We start from the raw sequence: 19,124 nt of genomic DNA on the forward strand, positions 1-19,124 counted from the left end.
ACTCTGTCAAATTAGGGGCGTCGCCAAGTGGTAAGGCACCGGGTTTTGATCTCGGCATCCGTTGGTTCGAATCCAGCCGCCCCTGCCATTGTTTTTCAAAAAGATAGAACAAATTATCGGTTAATTGTTAATTTATCTTGACAAATAACGATATAAATATTAAAGTTCTGCCGCATTAGGGGCGTCGCCAAGTGGTAAGGCACCGGGTTTTGATCTCGGCATCCGTTGGTTCGAATCCAGCCGCCCCTGCCATCTAATTCTATACATTTCAACCGCCAAGGGTGCTTCATGCCCAATCTTGTCGTTTTTAGTGGAACAGCGCATCCACAATTCGCCCAAAAAGTCGTTAGCCATTTGCATATTCCGTTAGGAGCAGCAGCTGTCGGTAAATTTTCTGATGGTGAAATCACTGTCGAAATTACTGAAAATGTGCGTGGTAAAGACGTCTTTATAGTACAACCTACTTGTGCCCCAACGAATGACAACCTTATGGAAGTCCTCGTTATGGCTGATGCTTTGCGTCGCGCAAGTGCTGGTCGTATTACTGCAGTTATTCCTTACTTTGGTTACGCGCGCCAAGACCGTCGACCACGTTCAACTCGTGTTCCAATTACCGCTAAAGTTGTTGCAGATATGCTCACAACCGTGGGAATTGACCGTGTTGTCATGATCGACTTGCACGCCGACCAAATCCAAGGCTTCTTCGATATTCCTGTAGATAATATCTATGGAACTCCTGTTTTGCTTGCTGACCTTCGTCAACAGCAACATCACAACCTGATGGTGGTTTCACCTGACGTTGGTGGCGTTGTTCGCGCACGTGCAGTCGCTAAGCAAATGGGTGATATCGATCTCGCAATTATCGATAAACGTCGCCAGAAAGCAAATGAATCACAAGTGATGCATTTAATTGGTGATGTGAAAGACCGTGACTGTGTCATTGTCGACGATATGGTCGATACTGCAGGTACCCTATGTAAAGCTGCCGATGCACTGAAAACTTTTGGTGCTCGTCGTGTTATCGCTTACGCTACTCACCCAGTTTTATCGGGTAAAGCGTTAGAGAACTTACGTAATTCTGTGATTGATGAACTTGTTGTTACTGACACAATTCCATTGTCACAAGAAGCATTAGAACTTGGCAAGATTCGCCAAGTTTCTGTAGCTAGTATGGTTGCAGAAACAATTCGTCGTATTAACAACGAAGAATCTATTAGCGCGATGTTCGATTCTTATTTATAAAAGCGCGAAATTTTCAAAGCCCTGTTTTTAACAGGGCTTTATATCACTGAACTGGTCGAAGGTTCAGTTTATTTTAAATCTTAATGAGGAAATGTCATCATGGCAAACTTCGTATTAAATGCAGTAGCTCGTGACGAATCAGTACAAGGGAAAGGTTCGAGCCGCCGCCTTCGTCTTCAAGCTAAAGTTCCAGCAATCATTTACGGTGGCGAAGCAGCTCCTGTAACTGTAACTTTAGAACTTCGTGAGCTTGTTAAAGCTTTAGAAAACAACGCTTTCTTTGAAGAAGTTGTTGAAATCAAAATCGGTGATACAGTTGAAAGCGTTAAAATCCAAGCTTTACAACGTCACCCAGCTAAAAATACACCAATGCACGCTGACTTTAAACGCGCATAAGTGTTAATGGTGTAATTAGTGTCAAAACTTTCACTGATTGTTGGTTTGGGTAATCCGGGAACGGAATATGCCCAAACCCGCCATAATGCAGGCTTCTGGTTCGTAGAACGTCTTGCACAACAGTATGGCATACAGTTAAAAGCTGATCCCAAATATAAGGGCATCAGTGGTCGTGGTAATATCGAAGGTCAAGACGTTCGTCTGCTATTACCCACAACCTTTATGAACCTCTCAGGTCAAAGCGTTGTCCCCTTCGCAAAATTCTATCAAATTGCTCCCGAAGCAATGCTTATTGCTCACGATGAACTCGATATGAACCCCGGTGTCATTCGCCTAAAATCAGGTGGTGGTCATGGCGGTCATAACGGTTTAAAAGATATTGTTCCTCATTTAGGTGCAAACTTTCATCGTTTACGCATTGGCATTGGACATCCTGGCACAAAAGAACGCGTATCAGGTCATGTCTTAAGCAAAGCACCTACAAGTGAACAGACACTTATGGATGATGCAATTCACTATGCACTAGGCCGCATTAAATTATTGGTCAATGGTGAAATCCAGCAGGCAATGAATCAAATAAATGCCTACAAACCGTAAATTACAAAATTAATCTTTGTTAAACAATTTTTCTTGCCTTGATACTGGTTTGAGAGCAAAATGCGCTTTTTAACGTATCCCCAACAAAGAAGTTATTGTTTAACTGACAGATAACTGTCTTAGGACAACTAGGAGACGCAAGCCATGCTATCTCGTTTATTAAAAGCAAAAATTCACCGTGCAGTAGTCACCCAAGCAGAGCTTCACTATGAAGGTTCTTGTGCTATTGATGGCGTGTTATTGGATTTAGCTGGTATTCGTGAATACGAAGAAATCCATGTCTGGAACGTTACTAACGGTAAACGTTTCACCACTTATGCTATTCGTGGTGAAGAGCATTCAGGCATTATCTCTGTGAATGGTGGCGCTGCTCATCAAGCAGATGTTGGTGACTTAGTCATTATTGCAACCTTTGGTGATTTCACCATTGCAGAAGCAAATGCACACAAACCGCGTCTTGTGTATGCAAATCCAAATAATACTGTGAATCATACTGCTAACTGTATTCCCGTTCAGGTAGCATAGTCTTATCAAGATTCAAAAAACCTGCAGCTTGCGGGTTTTTTGTTGTGCTCAATCATTGAACTTTATCAGTCCATATATTTTAAAACTGTGCTTCCTAAGAGACGACTGTTTTCAATCTTAAAAATATCAATATAAATCTAATAGATAGAATAATATTCAATATAACAACTAAAATAAATAGAACTGACCATTCTAAAGTCAAGGCTGCTTTATTTAGAAAATTAAGCCTATAATAACGCTACATCGCTTCAGGGCGGGGTGCAATTCCCCACCGGTGGTAAGTTAGACATACTTTCCAAGTATGATCTAATCAGCCCACGAGCTTATCGTATTAATCTGAAATTTATTTCAAGCAGCTACGATACGCAGATTTGGTGAAATACCAAAGCCGACGGTATAGTCCGGATGAAAGAAGACGACGTCACACCATACATCTCCAATGCAAAGTATTTGGATCTGTTTCGTAACGCCACTATTTCTCATGTCCTGAAATGTTCAATCGTACTTTTTTTATTACGCGAGCGTTTCAATGTCTAGTTTAATTCAACCCGAAATTTTCTTTTCAGCTCTTGCTCCTGCTGAACAACGTATTCAACAAGCTTTAGAAGACATTCGCCAAGGGCAACCTGTTTTGGTGATGGATGATTTTGATCGTGAAAATGAAGCCGACTTAATTGTTGCGGCAGAAACACTCACTGTAGAAACCATGGCTCGAATGATTCGTGATGGTTCAGGCATTGTTTGTTTATGTCTAACAGAACAATTAGCAAATCATTTAGAACTCCCCCCGATGATTTCACATAACTCTAGTCAATTTAAAACTGCATTTACCGTGACTATTGAAGCAGCAACAGGTGTAACCACTGGTGTATCAGCCAAAGACCGTGTCACCACCATTCAAGCGGCCATCAAAGAAGGTGCTGTGGCAAGCGACTTGAACCGACCGGGACATGTATTTCCTTTACGCGCACGTGAAGGTGGTGTTTTAACACGTCGTGGACATACCGAAGGAACGATTGATTTAGCACGCTTAGCTGGCTTAAAACCAGCAGGTGTGTTATGTGAGTTAACCAATGCAGATGGCACGATGGCATCAGGTATTCAAGTTTTAGCTTATGCGCAAACCCATCACTTAACGGTCATTACAATTGAAGAAATTGTACAATATCGTTTAACGCATAATCTTTAGGTATAAACAGTAAAAGCCCTGCTCTGCGTATCTCGCTATGGGGCTTTTACTGGTGCAATTATTCATCTTCATCTAATGTACGCAAGAAATGATGCCGCATACCATCTGCACGTAAAAAAGCAAAATCATAACTTGCCGTTGCTAAAGCCAATACCCGCCGTTCAAATTCTTGCCAAATTGGTTTAACTTGTTGAGCAGTAATACCCAAACCACTTTCTTCAGCTAAATGCTTGTTTTTTTCGCATAATTTTAAAGCATGATATAACTTGCGACCTTGACTTGCTGTACCTAAGACTCGAATCCGCTTCCCAAGAATAAAGCCTTCTACATGCTGTACATTCGCCAAAGGTAACATGGGAACTAAAATTTGATCCAATTGCACATCCAAGCGTTTCCATACCGCTAAGCGTTGTTCAGCAGTATAAGTATTCCAATGAATTACCTCATGGTTAAAGCGTCGACAACCACGACATACTGCATCACCAAATACCGTAGAACAACGTCCTGCGCATGGAGTGAAAGATGGTATTCGACGATCATTACTCAAAACAAAAATCCTCACACAAAACCATATTTCTTTTATGGTTTTCTCGCTTATTTACACAATTCGCGTTAAAATACGCGCCTTGAATTTTGTCCTATCATAATACATTTGGAGTATTCCATGAACGCTACTGTAGAACAGCTTGCACCTGTAGAACAGCAAGCGACCACAAGTTGGGTTGTTGCCGCACTATATCAATTTAAAGCAGTTCAAGATCCAGCCGATCTTCAACAGCGCCTTTTAGATTTAGTCAACAGCATCAACTTGTGTGGAACTCTAATTGTTGCAGGTGAAGGCATTAACGGTACAATTGCTGGTGATCGTGACGCTATTGATCAAATGCATGCCTTCCTTCTCAATGAAGGTTTTAATGCAATGGAATATAAAGAATCACAAAGTGATGATAAACCATTCCGTAAAATGAAAATCAAACTCAAAAGTGAAATTGTTACACTTGGAGTTGAAGTAAAGCCACGTGATTTAGTCGGTCACTATCTTGACCCGAAAGAATGGAATGAACTAATTGCACGTGAGGATGTAATCTTAGTAGATACTCGTAATGATTACGAATACAAAGCTGGTACCTTTAAAGGTGCAGTTGATCCCAAAACTGAAACTTTCCGGGAATTTCCAGAATACGTTAAACAAAATCTAGAACAGCATAAAGATAAAAAAATTGCTATGTTCTGTACAGGTGGAATCCGTTGTGAAAAATCAACTTCTCTCCTCCTACAAGAAGGCTTTAATGAAGTTTATCACCTAAAAGGTGGTATTTTAAAATATCTAGAAGAAACACCTGCTGAAGAAAGTCTATGGGAAGGTGAATGTTTCGTATTTGATGGCCGTACTGCAGTAACACATGGCGTTGAAGAAGGTCAAAATATTAAATGTCATGCTTGTGGATGGCCATTACTTCCAGCTGAAGTGGAACTACCAAGCTATGATCACGGTGTATCATGTGTTTATTGCATTGATAAAACTACAGAAAAACAAAAAGATGGTTTCCGCATGCGTCAATCGCAAATTGCTGCTGCAAAACGCAAACGCCTATAAGCGATTCAAGTTTGATTTTAATTGCCATCATTCTTGATGGCTTTTTTATTTTCAGCTTGTGCAAATGAGGCATTTCTTAATAGCTTTTGAAACTGACTACATTCTAAAGGATTTTCATACTGGCACTGAGCCACGTGACGCAGACTTTGTCTCAATGCATCTAATTGCTGTATTTGAGCATCAATTTCACTCGCACGCTGCTCAAGTTTATTTTTATCAATAGGTTGAGATTTATTCTGCAACATTTTATGTAATTGTTTAAGTGTAAATCCAGCCTGCTTTCCCAAACCAATTAATAATAATTGATCTACAACTTGAATATGAAAAATACGTTGTAAACCTTTACGACCAATCGAACGAATCAATCCCTCATGTTCATAATAGCGAATAGTTGAACTGGGAATGCCTGTTCGTTTGACCAATTCTGCAATACTTAGCTCATTCATCTTGACTTGAAGTTCACTTCAACTTGTAGAGTAGATCAATCTAAAGTATTTCAGGTAATATTCAAATGACTTCAATCGAACTTTATAGCGCCATATTCATCATAGCTATACTCGCCACACTGTGGATTGATCTTTATTCATTCTGCTTAAAACGTTGCTTTAATATTCCATCTTTAGATTATAAATTTGTCGGAAGATGGATTATCTATCTATTCAAAGGAAAGGCCTTCCATCAAACCATCTTACAAACCCCTATTGTAAAAGGTGAAAAAGCAATAGGCTGGATCAGTCATTATTTGATCGGGTTAATGTTTAGCGCTATTTTTATTTTAATAGTCGGAAAATCATGGCTTGCCAATCCACAACTCCTGCCAGCACTCACTTTTGGACTGAGCACTGTGATATTCCCTTTTTTAATTATGCAACCCTGTTTTGGTTTTGGTGTAGCTGCATCAAAACTCCCACAACCCAATAAGGCTCGACTAAAAAGTTTATCCACCCATGCTTTATTTGGAATTGGTTTATATTTAGGCGCTATAATTTTACAGATGTTACATCTACTTTAAATAATATAGGCATCATTCATGCAATGAGTAATAAAATTAAATATACAAATAGTAATGTAATTCTTTGTTATTAAACTTAGGATAGAGCTAAAAATGATGTATCGAAACTATGACTGACTGGATTATTTCCATAATGGAACAACTGGGCTACTTTGGGATCGCAATCCTGATGTTCCTAGATAATGTATTTCCTCCTATCCCCTCTGAGGTCATTATGCCCTCAGCAGGGTTCGCAGCATCCAAAGGTCAACTCTTACTTTCAGGTGTCATTATTTCAGGCAGCTTAGGATCACTCATCGCTGCAGCTTTACTGTACTGGATTGGTCTAAAAATCCCAAATCATAAAATTTTGAGTTGGATTGACCGCTATGGTAAATACCTATGGATTAAATCCAAAGATGTAGAAAAGGCTTTAGCTTGGTTTGAAAAATATGGACATCGGATTGTATTTTTTGGACGGATGATTCCAGCTATACGCTCTTTAATTAGCATTCCTGCTGGAATGAGTCATATGCCATTTTGGAAATTTATGACCTATAGTGCTTTAGGTACAATTATTTGGACGACTTTTTTGGCCTGTATTGGTTATTATTTTGGCAATAATGTTGTACTAATGCAGGAAATTTTGCATCGAGTCGGCTACATAATAGTAAGTCTTGTATTTATTTTTTTAATGTATTGGGCTTATCGTAAATTTTATCCAAAAAAATAATTACTACTGTGCTGTAGCTAAAATGAAAAGCATTTTCAACAACCTATACAATGACCTTAATTTTATGTAATAGCTTAGATCCATAGCTTTAAAAAGACTCCAAAATGAAGCAGGCCATTTTCAAGCACTTTTGCTATTGATTGAATTGCTAGCCTCTTTATACATTTCAAATTATATACAAAACTCTATTTCAATTTAAATTTGCATAAAAAAACACCTCCAAAGAGGTGTTTTTAACAAAACTAAATCATTATTTTGGTGTGTGATACATCAAATAAATTTCATTTAAGTTCGCTGGAATTTCTTCTGCAATTTCATCCATCAATTGGCCATTACGACGGAAAGATTCCATTTGTGGATCTTCATCATCGATACCACTGAACATCATCATTGGTAAAGATAAATCAACCAATTGATCTTCATATTCAGGTGTAAACCATGCTTCTTCATTGAGGAACATCGCATCAACAAAACCAACGCTCCAATCACCTAAGCTTGACTCTACATCTGCTTCTTCAATTTCAAAAGGAAACTCAATGCCTTCTTCATTGGCTAAGTTTTGACGAATTGATTCTAACCATGCCTTAATCTGCGCAATTATTTCACTCGGAACGTTCTTTTGATTATTATCAAAAAGCTCATCAAGCCACTGATCAAAAGCTGGGCCTACTGCGGTTGCACATAAAAAACCATGAGTTGCCGCGAAATCTAGACCATGCTCATTTTGGTCGCCATCTAGATATTCACTCAACAGGTCCAAATCTAAAGCACTCATTTCGATTCCAACATATTTGAATTAGGGAGTAGCATAGCATTTTCACAAGCTATACCCAATCTGAATTTATTCGTCTTTGTCATCAAAATCATCGTCATCATCCAGATCATAATCAAAATCTTTCAGTTCACGATCTAAACGGCGTTGTGCAAGTAGGTCATCTATCAAGCGGCGCTTTTCTAAAGACTCTTTGGCGCTAATTTTGCTAGGTGACTCTTCAAAACTAACATCATCATCACCGTAGTTATCATCTAGTTCAAAATCTGTAGAAGACACTAAAACTACCTCAATGTGAAAAAATGTGAATGGGTCTAGGCGCTATTTATCTTAGTTTTAATACATTGTCAATTTTTATTTAATTTTTACATATAAAACCGAGATTATACTTCTATTCAACGCCAACTTTATGTCATTATTGAACTAATAATTACACAATTTCTAACACATTTGTAAAAAATAGCAATTGGGCTTGAAAATAATTTTTACGCCCCGACTATTTAAAATAGTTGTGAAATTTAAGATTTTTTTCAAACGGATTTGAGCGAGACCAACTCAGATACTATTTTAGCGAATTGTGCTATCATGCACGGTTTTTCACTGTCACAGATTCAACGAGAAGAGAGCAAAGATGAGCGATAAGCATTCCCCTACTTCACAAGTAGCGGCTCTGATTAGCCGAGGCAAAGAACAAGGTTACTTAACCTACGCTGAGGTTAACGATCATCTACCAGACTCAATCACAGAAAGCGAACAAATTGAAGACATTATTCAAATGCTTCAAGATGTAGGCATTCCTGTGCACGAACGTGCGCCTGAATCTGATGATACGATGTTCGAAGGTAATACTGAAGCTGCGGATGAAGTTGCAGAAGAAGAAGCTGCAGCCGTACTTGCCTCTGTAGAAAGCGAGCCTGGGCGTACCACCGACCCTGTTCGTATGTATATGCGTGAAATGGGTACAGTTGAGCTTTTGACTCGTGAAGGCGAAATTAATATTGCGAAACGTATTGAAGAAGGCATTCGTGACGTTCTTCATTCAATCGCTTATTGGCCAAATGCTGTTGAAGTTGTATTACAAGAATATAAAGATTATGAAGCTGGTGAACGTCGCTTAGCAGATCTCTTGTCTGGTTATTTAGACCCAGAATCTGATGAACCTATTCCTGAAGTATTGGAAGAAGTCGCGGAAGAATTAGATGAAGTTGAAGAAGATTCATCTAAAAAACCGACCAAAGATGTAAAATTGGATGATGACGAAGAAGAAGAAGCTGAAAGCAGCGATGATGATGAATCGGAAGGTGAATCTGGTCCAGATCCTGAAATTGCAAAAGCACGTTTCGACGAATTAAAAAACGTTTGGAATAATGCCAAAGTTGCGATTGCTAAAGGTGGTCGTGATACGACTGAAGCAACGGAAGCAATGGAAGCACTTGCGACTGTATTCATGATGTTTAAATTTACACCGCGTTTATTTGACATTATTTCAGAAATGATTCGTGGCACGCATGAACAAATTCGTACATCTGAACGTGAAGTAATGCGTTATGCAGTTCGTCGTGGTCGTATGGATCGCACTCAATTCCGTACATCTTTCCCAGGTCAAGAATCAAATCCAGCTTGGTTAGATGAACAGATTGCAAAAGCACCTGCTGACCAAAAAGGTTATTTAGAAAAAGTACGTCCAGATGTTCTGGCATTCCAACAGAAAATTGCTGATCTTGAAAAAGAATTAGGCCTAAGTGTTAAAGACATTAAGGACATTTCTAAACGGATGGCAATTGGCGAAGCCAAAGCACGCCGTGCGAAGAAAGAAATGGTTGAAGCCAACTTACGTTTGGTAATTTCGATTGCGAAAAAATATACCAACCGTGGTTTACAATTCCTCGATTTAATTCAGGAAGGTAATATCGGCCTAATGAAAGCCGTTGATAAATTTGAATACCGTCGTGGTTATAAATTCTCAACTTATGCAACTTGGTGGATTCGTCAGGCGATTACCCGTTCAATCGCGGACCAAGCACGTACCATTCGTATTCCAGTACATATGATTGAAACGATTAACAAAATCAATCGTGTATCTCGTCAACTTCTTCAAGAAATGGGCCGTGAGCCAACGCCTGAAGAATTAGGTGAGCGTTTGGAAATGGATGAAGTGAAAGTTCGTAAAGTTCTTAAAATTGCGAAAGAACCAATTTCGATGGAAACACCGATTGGTGATGATGAAGATTCGCATCTTGGTGACTTTATTGAAGATGGCAACATCACTTCTCCAATTGATGCCGCAACTTCAGAAGGCTTAAAAGAAGCTACTCGTGAAGTACTTGAAAACTTAACTGAACGTGAAGCTAAAGTCCTGAAAATGCGTTTTGGTATCGATATGCCAACCGATCATACTTTGGAAGAAGTCGGTAAACAATTTGATGTAACGCGTGAACGTATTCGTCAGATTGAAGCTAAAGCATTACGTAAACTTCGTCATCCCTCTCGCTCTGAACATCTACGTTCATTTTTAGAAAATGACTAACCGTTAACAACAATGGGGGACTTGAATAATCAATCAAGTATCCCCATTATATATGTAATAAAGAATATAACGCCTGCTCTTTTGCAGGCGTTTGATATAAGGAGCGACTATGACTCTAGTAGACCGTACACCATCACGCGAACTTCAAGAACATCTTTGGGTATTCCCTATGGATTATCCGATTAAATTGATTGGTGAAGCTCACGAAGATTTGCATGATGCTGTTGTAGATATTATGGTGAAGCACTTCCCTGATTTTGATGGCACAAGTATCAAGATACAACCATCACGGACTGGGAAATATCATTCTTTAACTGCACAAATCACCTTTGTAGAACTTGAACAAGTTCATGCACTGTATGCAGATTTAGCAGCTTGCCCATTAATTAAAACAGCTCTGTAAATCTTAAAACTAAAAAACACGCCTTTGAGCGTGTTTTTTATATCCTCAATCTCAGCCACTCAATTCCATTTTGTTATTACACGTGAACATGTAAACCATCATAAGATGGTGCATTTTAGCGATTCCAACAACCATACAATGCGATTGTCTCTATGTTGGAAAATTTCTAATGAGCTGTAAAACACCCTATTATGTTTTATTCAACAAAGACCTGTTTTAGTCATAGGTAGCTATATACCAGATAAAGCCTATCCAAAATTGTCTGCATATAAATATTTCAGTAGCACTACTCGCCCCGACTTGAACAATATACTTTAGATTTTTATTCATATTTAAATTCCTTTTTACTTTACTCTTAATCATCTATAAGCGAAAAACAAGCCAGTAATATTATTTTTAGACCTTTAGAATTGCATATCTAAGTTAAATGCAGACATAATTTTTATAATAAAAAATAAATATTTATTTAAAAAAATCAGCGTTCATCACCAATATCAATGATATACATTCATGATAATAAATTGTTTTTCAATACAAATATCTAGTCTGATAATTCCTCCCTATTGACGTACTATTTATTTATAATTAATCCATTCTTTTTTGCATTAAAGGACACACATCAAGTGAATGATGCTGTTCTAAAACCTGCTTTAGTTGTACGCCAGTATCTGGAACTCACTCCCTATACTGAACGCTTTCAAGAGATGAAAAGCTATACTGAACAACGTGATGAATATTCACCAGACCAACTTTGGATTTTACAACACGCCAATGTTTTAACCCAAGGGCAAGCTGGCAAACCTGAACACATCCTGATACCGAGCGACATCCCTATTGTTCAATCTGATCGTGGTGGTCAAGTAACTTGGCATGGACCAGGACAAATGGTGATCTATTTTATGTTTGATTTAAATCGACTCAAATGGAATGTACGTACACTTGTTTCCTTTGCTGAAAACTTAATGATCGCCTTATTAAAAAAACACAACATCGAAGCCTACGCAAAACCTGATGCACCAGGGGTCTATGTTAATGAACGCAAAATTGGCTCATTAGGTTTTAAAATACGTAAAGGCCGCAGTTATCACGGCTTAGCATTAAATATTGACTGTGATTTGACTGGATTTCACACCATTAATCCGTGCGGCTACGCAGGTTTAGAAATGGTGCGAGTCTGCGATCTTTTGCCACACCCTCCTAACTATAAGCAATTATGTATGGATGTGATTGAATATATGGATAATAGCGGTTACTTTAGTGACCTTAAAGTCATTCCAGTATAAATGGCTTTATTTTTACCTGAGAATAAATTAGAGTAATTACTCTAAAATATAAATAAAATTTTTTATTAAAGGGATAAGCGAGTGATTTCAACCAAATCAGTAAAACCCGCTTTAGAACAAGCCTACGTCAAACTCATGATGGATGTGATTGGCCGGGGCTTGGTAATGGCGAGCCAAGTCGATGATGAAATTAGACATGAAGTGTCTAAATTCCCAGTTGGCTTTACATTATCTATGGATGTCTTCCAAAATGATATTGCGTTTATTGCAAAAGTAACACCACAACAAGAGTTAGAACTGGTGAAATCCTTAGCAGATAAACCAGATCTGACCATTACCTTTAAACATTTACATCATGCGTTTTTAGTTTTTTCATTTCAAGAAAGTACCGCTCAGGCTTTTGCCAACGACCGTATGATTGCTGATGGTGATTTAAGCTATGCCATCCGCTTAGTTCGTTGTTTAAATAAAATGGAAGCCTTAATTTTGCCAAAACTTGTCGCAGAATTGGCTGTGAAAGAATATCCACGCGAATTAACGTTAAAAGAAAAATTAACTGGTGCAGCAAATATTTATTTAAAAGTTGCCCAATCTTATTTAAAAGGGAGTGCATAATACATGGCTAAACCATATTACGAATTTTTTTGTCCCGTTAAAGTGATCGCTGGTCATGCTGCGTTAGAACATATTCCTTACGAACTTGCGGCATTAGGCTCTAAACGCCCAATGATCATTACCGATAAAGGCGTGCGCAGCAATCATCTTTTAACGCCGATCGAAGCTGCTTTTGAGCCAACGGATGTTGAAATTGGCTTTATTTTTGATGATGTTCCACCAGACTCTAGCCTTGAAACAGTACAAGCTGCAGCAAAAGCTTATCGTGAAAATGGTTGTGATGCCATTATTGCCGTAGGCGGTGGCTCAGTCATTGATACCTCTAAAGCAACCAATATTTTAGTCACTGAAGGTGGCAATGATCTAACTAAATATTCAGGTGCACATAACCTACCCAATCCTTTAAAACCATTTTTCGTGATTCCAACGACATCAGGCACTGGCTCAGAAGTGACCATGGTAGCTGTCGTTTCTGACAATCAAAAGCATGTCAAAATGGCATTTGCTTCAAATTATTTAATGCCACATGCTGCGATTTTAGATCCACGCATGACCCAAACGCTACCACCGCATTTAACTGCTATGACTGCCATGGATGCTATGACGCATGCGATTGAAGCATATACCTGTATGGCAGCAAATCCAATTTCAGATGCTTATGCAACCGCAGCAATTAAAAAAATCAGCAATAACATGTTTAATGTTTTAGATAATCCAAATGATGCTCAAGCGCGTTTAGAGCTGGCTCAAGCTTCAACCATGGCCGGTATTGCCTTCTCAAATTCCATGGTGGGCATTGTCCATTCATTGGGACATGCATTGGGTGCTGTTGCACATTTACCACACGGTTTATGTATGAATTTATTCCTGCCTTATGTGCTGGAATACAACAAAGAAGTCAATGGCGATAAAATTGCTGATTTGTTACTTCCGTTAGCCGGTGCAGATATTTATGCACAAACACCAGCCAATCTACGTGCAGACAAAACCATTGCAATGTTAAATACTATGCGTGACCACCTATATGCACGAACTAAGCTTCCTCGCACACTAAGCGAAACAGGAAAAGTAACCAAAGAGCAGTTAGATGACGTGGCTGAAAAAGCACTCAATGATGGTTCGATTATCTATAACCCGAAAGAAGCAACTTTCAAAGATTTACGAAATATCTTAGAAAAAGCATGGTAATGACTCAAAAATAAGCCGTGTTATATTTAAATTAAGCCTGATGAATTTTATAAACATCAGGCTTTTCTCTAATCAGAAATAGAGCCTTTAGTTTTTTGCATAAAAAACCATCTTATTTACTAAAAAAATCACAAAGTTACTGACAAAAGATACCATTTAGAGTAGATTGGCGCACTTTTGTTTTATTCGTAGGGGGGATCGTTTCGTCTCAAACGGTCCTTATAAACATGACTGATCCTTGATCAACGATTAAGAGGATAACGCCGTTGACTATTAACACTGGGACTCAACCGGCAGCTAAACTGCAAAAAACGCTAGGTTTCTGGCACATCATTATTATCGGTTTAGCTTATATTCAACCTATGACCTTATTTGATACTTTTGGTTTAGTATCCGAAGAAAGTCATTTTCACGTTCCTACCTCATATATTTTTGCGCTTGTCGCAATCTTACTGACGTCGATCAGTTATGGGCATATGATTAAGCGCTACCCTTCTGCGGGTTCAGCGTACACTTATGCTCAAAAATCGATTCATCCCAATGTTGGCTTTATGGTGGGCTGGTCTTCTTGGCTAGATTATCTACTCTCGCCAATGGTGAACATTATCTTGGCGATTATCTACTTGGAAGCACTCTTCCCAGATGTTAATCATTGGATTTGGGTCTTTGGACTAACAGCCGTAATGACCGCAGTTAACTTACGTGGTGTACGTTTCGTTGCCAACTTTAACAGCCTGATTGTTCTATTCCAACTGGTTGTGATTACCGCATTTACGTATCTGTTATATACGAAATTAAATGCAGGTATCAACGCAGATGGCATAATGAGTGCGGAGCAACGCAGTCACTTATGGAGTCTTGCACCTTTTTGGAATGAGCTTACACAAGTCGGTGCGCTTATTACTGGTGCGACGCTACTGTGCTTCTCCTTCACAGGTTTTGACTCACTCAGCTCTCTGGCTGAAGAAACCAAAGATACTGAACGTACACTGCCACGTGCGATCTTTATGACTGCTTTATTTGCTGGAGTTATCTTTATCATCAGCACGTACATTATGCAGTTATACTATCCTGGTGATCCTAAAAGCTACTTTAAAGATATTGCCGCAACTCAGCCTGAAATTCTATTAATTGGCGGTAGTCTATTCCAATCGGTGGTATTAGGCTTTGCAATTATTACCGTACTAGCATCAGGTATTTCAGCACATGCGGGCGTATCTCGCCTAATGTATGTAATGGGCCGTGATGGTGTGATTAATAAAAAGATTTTTGGCCATATTAGTCCGAAAAGCTTTACACCATCCTACAATATTTTAATTGTAGGTGCTGTAGCCTTAATGGCTGGTTTTATGAGTCTAGATATGGTGATTTCACTGATTAGTTTTGGTGCTTTAACTGCTTTCACTTTTGTAAACTTATCGGTGATTTCACGATATGCATTACGTGATGGTCGTACCAAAAATATCAAAGACATTATCAATTATGTGGTTATTCCATTATTTGGTTTCTTTAGCATCTTTGCTTTATGGCTAGAGATTGAAGAAACCTCATTAAAATATGGTCTATGGTGGGCAATGTTCGGTATTTTATATCTTGGTTATAAAACCAAAGGTTTCCGTTATCCTGCACCACAGCACAATGAACATGAATAATTAGAAATTATTCATGTTCAAAAAAAGGCGCTTAATGCGCCTTTTTTTCACGTTTTAATTGTAATTTAAAAATAAAACTGCTTTCCTCAAAGGACACTAAAAACAACTTAATTCAGTTATTTTAATTCAGCAAACCCTTGCTGACGCCACGCTTCATATAAAATCACAGCCGTGGCATTCGACAAATTTAAACTGCGTGAAGTGGCGGCCATTGGCAAACAAATCCAATGATCCTTTGGAAACATCATCCGCACATCTTCAGGTAAACCACGGGTTTCAGGCCCCATTAACAAGGCCACAGAACGATTCAAATCCGAAGTATGCGGTGTTTCAGATCCTTTCGTTGTTAAAGGATAGATTGCATCGCGCTCAACTCCTTGTACTTCAAGATAAGCTAGGCATTCAGTAAAATTTTCCCACACTTTCATGTGTGCCCATTCATGATAATCTAATCCCGCACGTCTCAATTTTTTGTCATCCAGCTCAAAACCTAATGGCTTGACTAAATGTAACTGCGCTCCAGTATTCGCACATAAACGAATGATATTCCCTGTATTTGCAGGAATTTCAGGCTCAAATAGGACGACATGAATCACGGGAGTTCTCGACTTAATTAATCATAAAAATAAGCAGTGGTAATACTTTTATTGCCACTGTAATTGTTCACGCAAACTCACGACTTCACCAATAATGGTCAATGTCGGTGCTTGAATTTGATGTTCTGAAACTTTAGAAGCAATATCTGCCAAAGTTCCCACCACGACTTTTTGTTCAGGTGTGGTACCTTTCGAGATTAAAGCCACTGGCATATCTGGACGTTGACCATGCGCAATCAATTGCTCACAAATTTTTTCCAACCCTACTAAGCCCATATAGAGCACTAAGGTTTGATTTGCGTAGACCAATTCATGCCATGGCAGCTCAGGTGAACCTTCTTTTAAGTGCCCAGTGAGAAAACGAACACTTTGCGCATAATCACGGTGTGTCAGAGGAATACCAGCATATGCCGAACAGCCCGAAGCAGCAGTAATACCGGGAACCACCTGAAAACTGACGCCAGATGCAAACAGCTCCTGAATTTCCTCACCACCACGCCCAAAGATAAATGGATCACCACCCTTTAAGCGACAAACACGTTTGCCTTGTGCTGCATATTTAACCAAAAGTGCATTAATACCTTCTTGTGGTACCGCATGATTCGAACGCGCTTTACCTACATAAACTTTTTCAGCATCACGGCGGCATAAATCTAAAATCGGTTGCGAGACCAAACGATCGTAGATCACTACATCTGCTTGTTGCATTAAACGTAATGCTTTCAGCGTCAATAGCTCTGGATCACCCGGCCCTGCTCCGACCAAATAGACCTCACCTTGTGGTGCTTTCCATTCCACCAATGCTTGCTCGATTAAAGTATCTGCTGCGGCAATATTGTCATTAAATACCTGTTCTTTGAGTGGGCTTGCATATAAGTCCTCCCAAAAGATCCGACGTTCATCGGGATTTAATATTTTAGCTTTAACAGCAGTACGCCATTTACCAGAAAACTCAGCAAGCTTGCCCATACCATGTGGAATATTCGCTTCAAGCTGAGTCCGAATCTGGCGGGATAAAACTGGAGATGTACCATTCGTCGCAATAGAAATCACTAAAGGAGAACGATCAATAATTGCAGGCACCATAAAACGGCAATGTGGTGGATCATCTACACTATTGACTAGAATATTTTCAGCTTCACAAACTTCAAAAACGTATTGATTGGTATCTTTACTATCTGTGGCAGCAATAACCAATCGATATTTACGCAAACCATTTAAATCAGAACTTTGACTATTAAATTGTTGTTCAAATTTCGCTGCAACGTATTGCCCACAACTTTGGCTTACAAGCGCTAACAGCTGCTGATCAATTTCAGGTGCAATCACATCAATGATTGCACCTGCTTTCGCCAAAAGTATTGCCTTACGGTAAGCAATATGCCCACCGCCGACAATCAGACAAGGTTGCTGTTGCAACTTTAAAGAGATTGGAAAGATATCCACGAACTACCTCAATATTTTAGATCTGATCATCTATAGCAATTTTTTATAAACAAACTTATACAGTATATCGACTCTTGCAAGAGTTAATCGATATACGTAGTACCTGCCATATATGGACGGAGTGCTTCTGGAATTTCAATTGAGCCATCTGCACGTTGATAGTTTTCCATCACTGCCAATAAAGTACGACCCACAGCCAAACCAGAACCATTTAAAGTATGCACTAACTCTGTTTTCTTTTGGTCTACACGGTAGCGTGCCAACATACGGCGTGCTTGAAAATCACCCATACATGAACAACTTGAAATTTCACGATAAGTATCTTGGCTCGGCACCCAAACTTCTAAATCATAAGTTTTAATTGCACCAAAGCCCATATCGCCACCACATAAGATGATTTTACGATACGGTAAGCCAAGTGCTTGTAAAATACCTTCCGCATGCCCTGTTAAATCTTCAAGTGCTTGCATTGATGTTTCAGGTTTAACAATTTGCACCATTTCAACTTTATCGAACTGGTGTTGGCGAATTAAACCACGAGTATCACGACCATATGAACCTGCTTCGCTACGGAAACAAGGTGTATGCGCGGCATACTTCAATGGCAGACGGTTAGCATCAATAATTTCATTACGCACAAAGTTGGTGACTGGAACTTCGGCAGTTGGAATGAGATAGTATTCTTTCTCACCTTGGATTTTGAATAAATCTTCCTCAAATTTAGGAAGCTGACCTGTGCCACGTAAAGAATCTGCATTGACCAAATATGGTACATACGCTTCAGTATAACCATTTTTAAGTGTATGCGTATCTAACATAAATTGAGTCAAAGCACGCTGCAATCGCGCCAATGGGCCTTTGAGTACGCTAAAACGTGTACCCGTCAATTTAGTCGCAGTTTCAAACTCAAGACCACCCATCATTTCACCAAGGTCAGTATGATCTTTAATTTCAAAATCAAATTGACGCGGTTTACCCCACTTCAAAATTTCAACATTATCACTTTCATCTTTACCCTCTGGCACAGACTCATGTGGTAAGTTAGGAATAGATAAAGATTTTGTTTCAATTTCGGCTTGCAATTCATGCAATGCAGTCTCGGCAGCTTTAATTTCATCACCAATCGCACTCATTCGTGCCATGATTTCTGAAGCATCACCACCAGATTTTTTGATTTGACCGACTTGTTTCGCACCCGAATTACGTTCCGCTTGTAAAGCTTCAGTTTTGGACTGAATATCTTTACGGCGAGCTTCTAGAGATGCCCACTCGTTCACATCAAGTTGTACACCACGTTTTGCTAAGGCTAAATTTACAGCCTCAATATTATTTCTGAGTAATTTCGGGTCAATCATAGCCAATCTTTAGGAAA

At 39.1% G+C, this 19,124-nt stretch carries 21 protein-coding genes, 2 tRNA genes and 1 riboswitch; of the genes, 16 read left to right on the forward strand and 7 right to left on the reverse strand.

Annotated features, from left to right (window positions below; translation table 11 throughout):
* The first annotated feature begins 13 nt into the window (after window positions 1–13).
* From B9T27_RS11020 to ribB, 7 genes are all read left to right on the forward strand, one after another.
* A tRNA-Gln gene (locus B9T27_RS11020) sits at window positions 14–88 on the forward strand.
* 89 nt (window positions 89–177) lie between these two features.
* Window positions 178–252: transfer RNA gene (locus B9T27_RS11025), tRNA-Gln, on the forward strand.
* Window positions 253–288: 36 nt separating this feature from the next.
* The gene (locus B9T27_RS11030; protein ID WP_086206882.1) at window positions 289–1,242 is read left to right on the forward strand and encodes a ribose-phosphate pyrophosphokinase; all 954 of its coding nucleotides are present in this window, start codon (window positions 289–291) and stop codon (window positions 1,240–1,242) included.
* A gap of 99 nt (window positions 1,243–1,341) precedes the next feature.
* Complete coding sequence (gene rplY / locus B9T27_RS11035) at window positions 1,342–1,638, forward strand: 50S ribosomal protein L25 (protein WP_086206883.1); 297 nt, start codon at window positions 1,342–1,344, stop codon at window positions 1,636–1,638.
* A gap of 18 nt (window positions 1,639–1,656) precedes the next feature.
* Complete coding sequence (pth, locus tag B9T27_RS11040) at window positions 1,657–2,235, forward strand: aminoacyl-tRNA hydrolase (protein WP_086206884.1); 579 nt, start codon at window positions 1,657–1,659, stop codon at window positions 2,233–2,235.
* A gap of 144 nt (window positions 2,236–2,379) precedes the next feature.
* Complete coding sequence (gene panD / locus B9T27_RS11045; RefSeq protein ID WP_086202976.1) at window positions 2,380–2,760, forward strand: aspartate 1-decarboxylase; 381 nt, start codon at window positions 2,380–2,382, stop codon at window positions 2,758–2,760.
* A 241-nt stretch (window positions 2,761–3,001) separates the two neighbouring features.
* A riboswitch (FMN riboswitch) is annotated at window positions 3,002–3,181 on the forward strand.
* A 108-nt stretch (window positions 3,182–3,289) separates the two neighbouring features.
* The gene (gene ribB, locus B9T27_RS11050) at window positions 3,290–3,949 is read left to right on the forward strand and encodes a 3,4-dihydroxy-2-butanone-4-phosphate synthase (RefSeq protein WP_086206885.1); all 660 of its coding nucleotides are present in this window, start codon (window positions 3,290–3,292) and stop codon (window positions 3,947–3,949) included.
* 58 nt (window positions 3,950–4,007) lie between these two features.
* On the opposite strand, the gene B9T27_RS11055 is transcribed toward ribB, so the two are convergent.
* Window positions 4,008–4,496: a DUF1289 domain-containing protein gene (locus tag B9T27_RS11055; protein ID WP_086206886.1), complete on the reverse strand. Its 489-nt coding sequence runs from the start codon at window positions 4,494–4,496 to the stop codon at window positions 4,008–4,010.
* A gap of 117 nt (window positions 4,497–4,613) precedes the next feature.
* On the opposite strand from B9T27_RS11055, the gene B9T27_RS11060 reads away from it, so the two are divergent.
* On the forward strand, window positions 4,614–5,546 hold the full coding sequence (locus tag B9T27_RS11060) for a rhodanese-related sulfurtransferase (RefSeq protein WP_086206887.1): 933 nt from the start codon (window positions 4,614–4,616) through the stop codon (window positions 5,544–5,546).
* A 17-nt stretch (window positions 5,547–5,563) separates the two neighbouring features.
* Here the strand turns inward: B9T27_RS11060 and B9T27_RS11065 are convergent, their stop codons facing one another.
* On the reverse strand, window positions 5,564–5,992 hold the full coding sequence (locus tag B9T27_RS11065; protein ID WP_086206888.1) for a helix-turn-helix domain-containing protein: 429 nt from the start codon (window positions 5,990–5,992) through the stop codon (window positions 5,564–5,566).
* Window positions 5,993–6,057: 65 nt separating this feature from the next.
* Here B9T27_RS11065 and B9T27_RS11070 point away from each other — a divergent pair, with 65 nt between their 5' ends.
* Together B9T27_RS11070 and B9T27_RS11075 are read left to right on the forward strand one after the other, a co-directional pair.
* Window positions 6,058–6,558 (forward strand): DUF2938 domain-containing protein, encoded by a 501-nt coding sequence (locus B9T27_RS11070; RefSeq protein WP_086206889.1) that lies wholly within the window; start codon window positions 6,058–6,060, stop codon window positions 6,556–6,558.
* 133 nt (window positions 6,559–6,691) lie between these two features.
* The gene (locus B9T27_RS11075; protein WP_086206890.1) at window positions 6,692–7,270 is read left to right on the forward strand and encodes a DedA family protein; all 579 of its coding nucleotides are present in this window, start codon (window positions 6,692–6,694) and stop codon (window positions 7,268–7,270) included.
* Between the two features lie 250 nt (window positions 7,271–7,520).
* Here B9T27_RS11075 and B9T27_RS11080 read toward each other — a convergent pair whose 3' ends face one another.
* Window positions 7,521–8,045, reverse strand: a complete 525-nt coding sequence (locus tag B9T27_RS11080) for a YecA family protein (protein ID WP_086206891.1) — start codon at window positions 8,043–8,045, stop codon at window positions 7,521–7,523.
* Between the two features lie 66 nt (window positions 8,046–8,111).
* Window positions 8,112–8,321 carry a PA3496 family putative envelope integrity protein gene (locus tag B9T27_RS11085; RefSeq protein WP_086206892.1) on the reverse strand — a complete coding sequence of 70 codons (210 nt, stop codon included), beginning with the start codon at window positions 8,319–8,321 and terminating at the stop codon, window positions 8,112–8,114.
* 298 nt (window positions 8,322–8,619) lie between these two features.
* On the opposite strand from B9T27_RS11085, the gene rpoD reads away from it, so the two are divergent.
* From rpoD to B9T27_RS11115, 6 genes are all read left to right on the forward strand, one after another.
* Window positions 8,620–10,569, forward strand: a complete 1,950-nt coding sequence (gene rpoD / locus B9T27_RS11090; RefSeq protein WP_416224404.1) for an RNA polymerase sigma factor RpoD — start codon at window positions 8,620–8,622, stop codon at window positions 10,567–10,569.
* Window positions 10,570–10,678: 109 nt separating this feature from the next.
* Complete coding sequence (locus B9T27_RS11095; RefSeq protein ID WP_086206894.1) at window positions 10,679–10,972, forward strand: YbeD family protein; 294 nt, start codon at window positions 10,679–10,681, stop codon at window positions 10,970–10,972.
* Between the two features lie 623 nt (window positions 10,973–11,595).
* Entirely contained in the window at window positions 11,596–12,255 is a 660-nt protein-coding gene (gene lipB / locus B9T27_RS11100) for a lipoyl(octanoyl) transferase LipB (RefSeq protein ID WP_086206895.1), read from the forward strand.
* Between the two features lie 81 nt (window positions 12,256–12,336).
* The gene (locus B9T27_RS11105; protein ID WP_086206896.1) at window positions 12,337–12,870 is read left to right on the forward strand and encodes a hypothetical protein; all 534 of its coding nucleotides are present in this window, start codon (window positions 12,337–12,339) and stop codon (window positions 12,868–12,870) included.
* Window positions 12,871–12,873: 3 nt separating this feature from the next.
* Window positions 12,874–14,058 (forward strand): iron-containing alcohol dehydrogenase, encoded by a 1,185-nt coding sequence (locus tag B9T27_RS11110; protein ID WP_086206897.1) that lies wholly within the window; start codon window positions 12,874–12,876, stop codon window positions 14,056–14,058.
* Window positions 14,059–14,324: 266 nt separating this feature from the next.
* On the forward strand, window positions 14,325–15,710 hold the full coding sequence (locus B9T27_RS11115; protein ID WP_086206898.1) for an APC family permease: 1,386 nt from the start codon (window positions 14,325–14,327) through the stop codon (window positions 15,708–15,710).
* 116 nt (window positions 15,711–15,826) lie between these two features.
* On the opposite strand, the gene B9T27_RS11120 is transcribed toward B9T27_RS11115, so the two are convergent.
* The 3 genes from B9T27_RS11120 to serS form a co-directional block, all read right to left on the reverse strand.
* On the reverse strand, window positions 15,827–16,306 hold the full coding sequence (locus B9T27_RS11120) for a tRNA (cytidine(34)-2'-O)-methyltransferase (protein ID WP_086206899.1): 480 nt from the start codon (window positions 16,304–16,306) through the stop codon (window positions 15,827–15,829).
* A gap of 48 nt (window positions 16,307–16,354) precedes the next feature.
* Window positions 16,355–17,752, reverse strand: a complete 1,398-nt coding sequence (gene cysG / locus B9T27_RS11125; protein ID WP_086206900.1) for a siroheme synthase CysG — start codon at window positions 17,750–17,752, stop codon at window positions 16,355–16,357.
* Window positions 17,753–17,835: 83 nt separating this feature from the next.
* Complete coding sequence (gene serS / locus B9T27_RS11130) at window positions 17,836–19,107, reverse strand: serine--tRNA ligase (RefSeq protein ID WP_086206901.1); 1,272 nt, start codon at window positions 19,105–19,107, stop codon at window positions 17,836–17,838.
* Window positions 19,108–19,124: the final 17 nt, after the last annotated feature.

Origin of the sequence: Acinetobacter sp. ANC 4648 (genome assembly GCF_002135345.1) — a bacterium.
In the GTDB taxonomy this organism is placed as follows: Bacteria; Pseudomonadota; Gammaproteobacteria; order Pseudomonadales; family Moraxellaceae; genus Acinetobacter.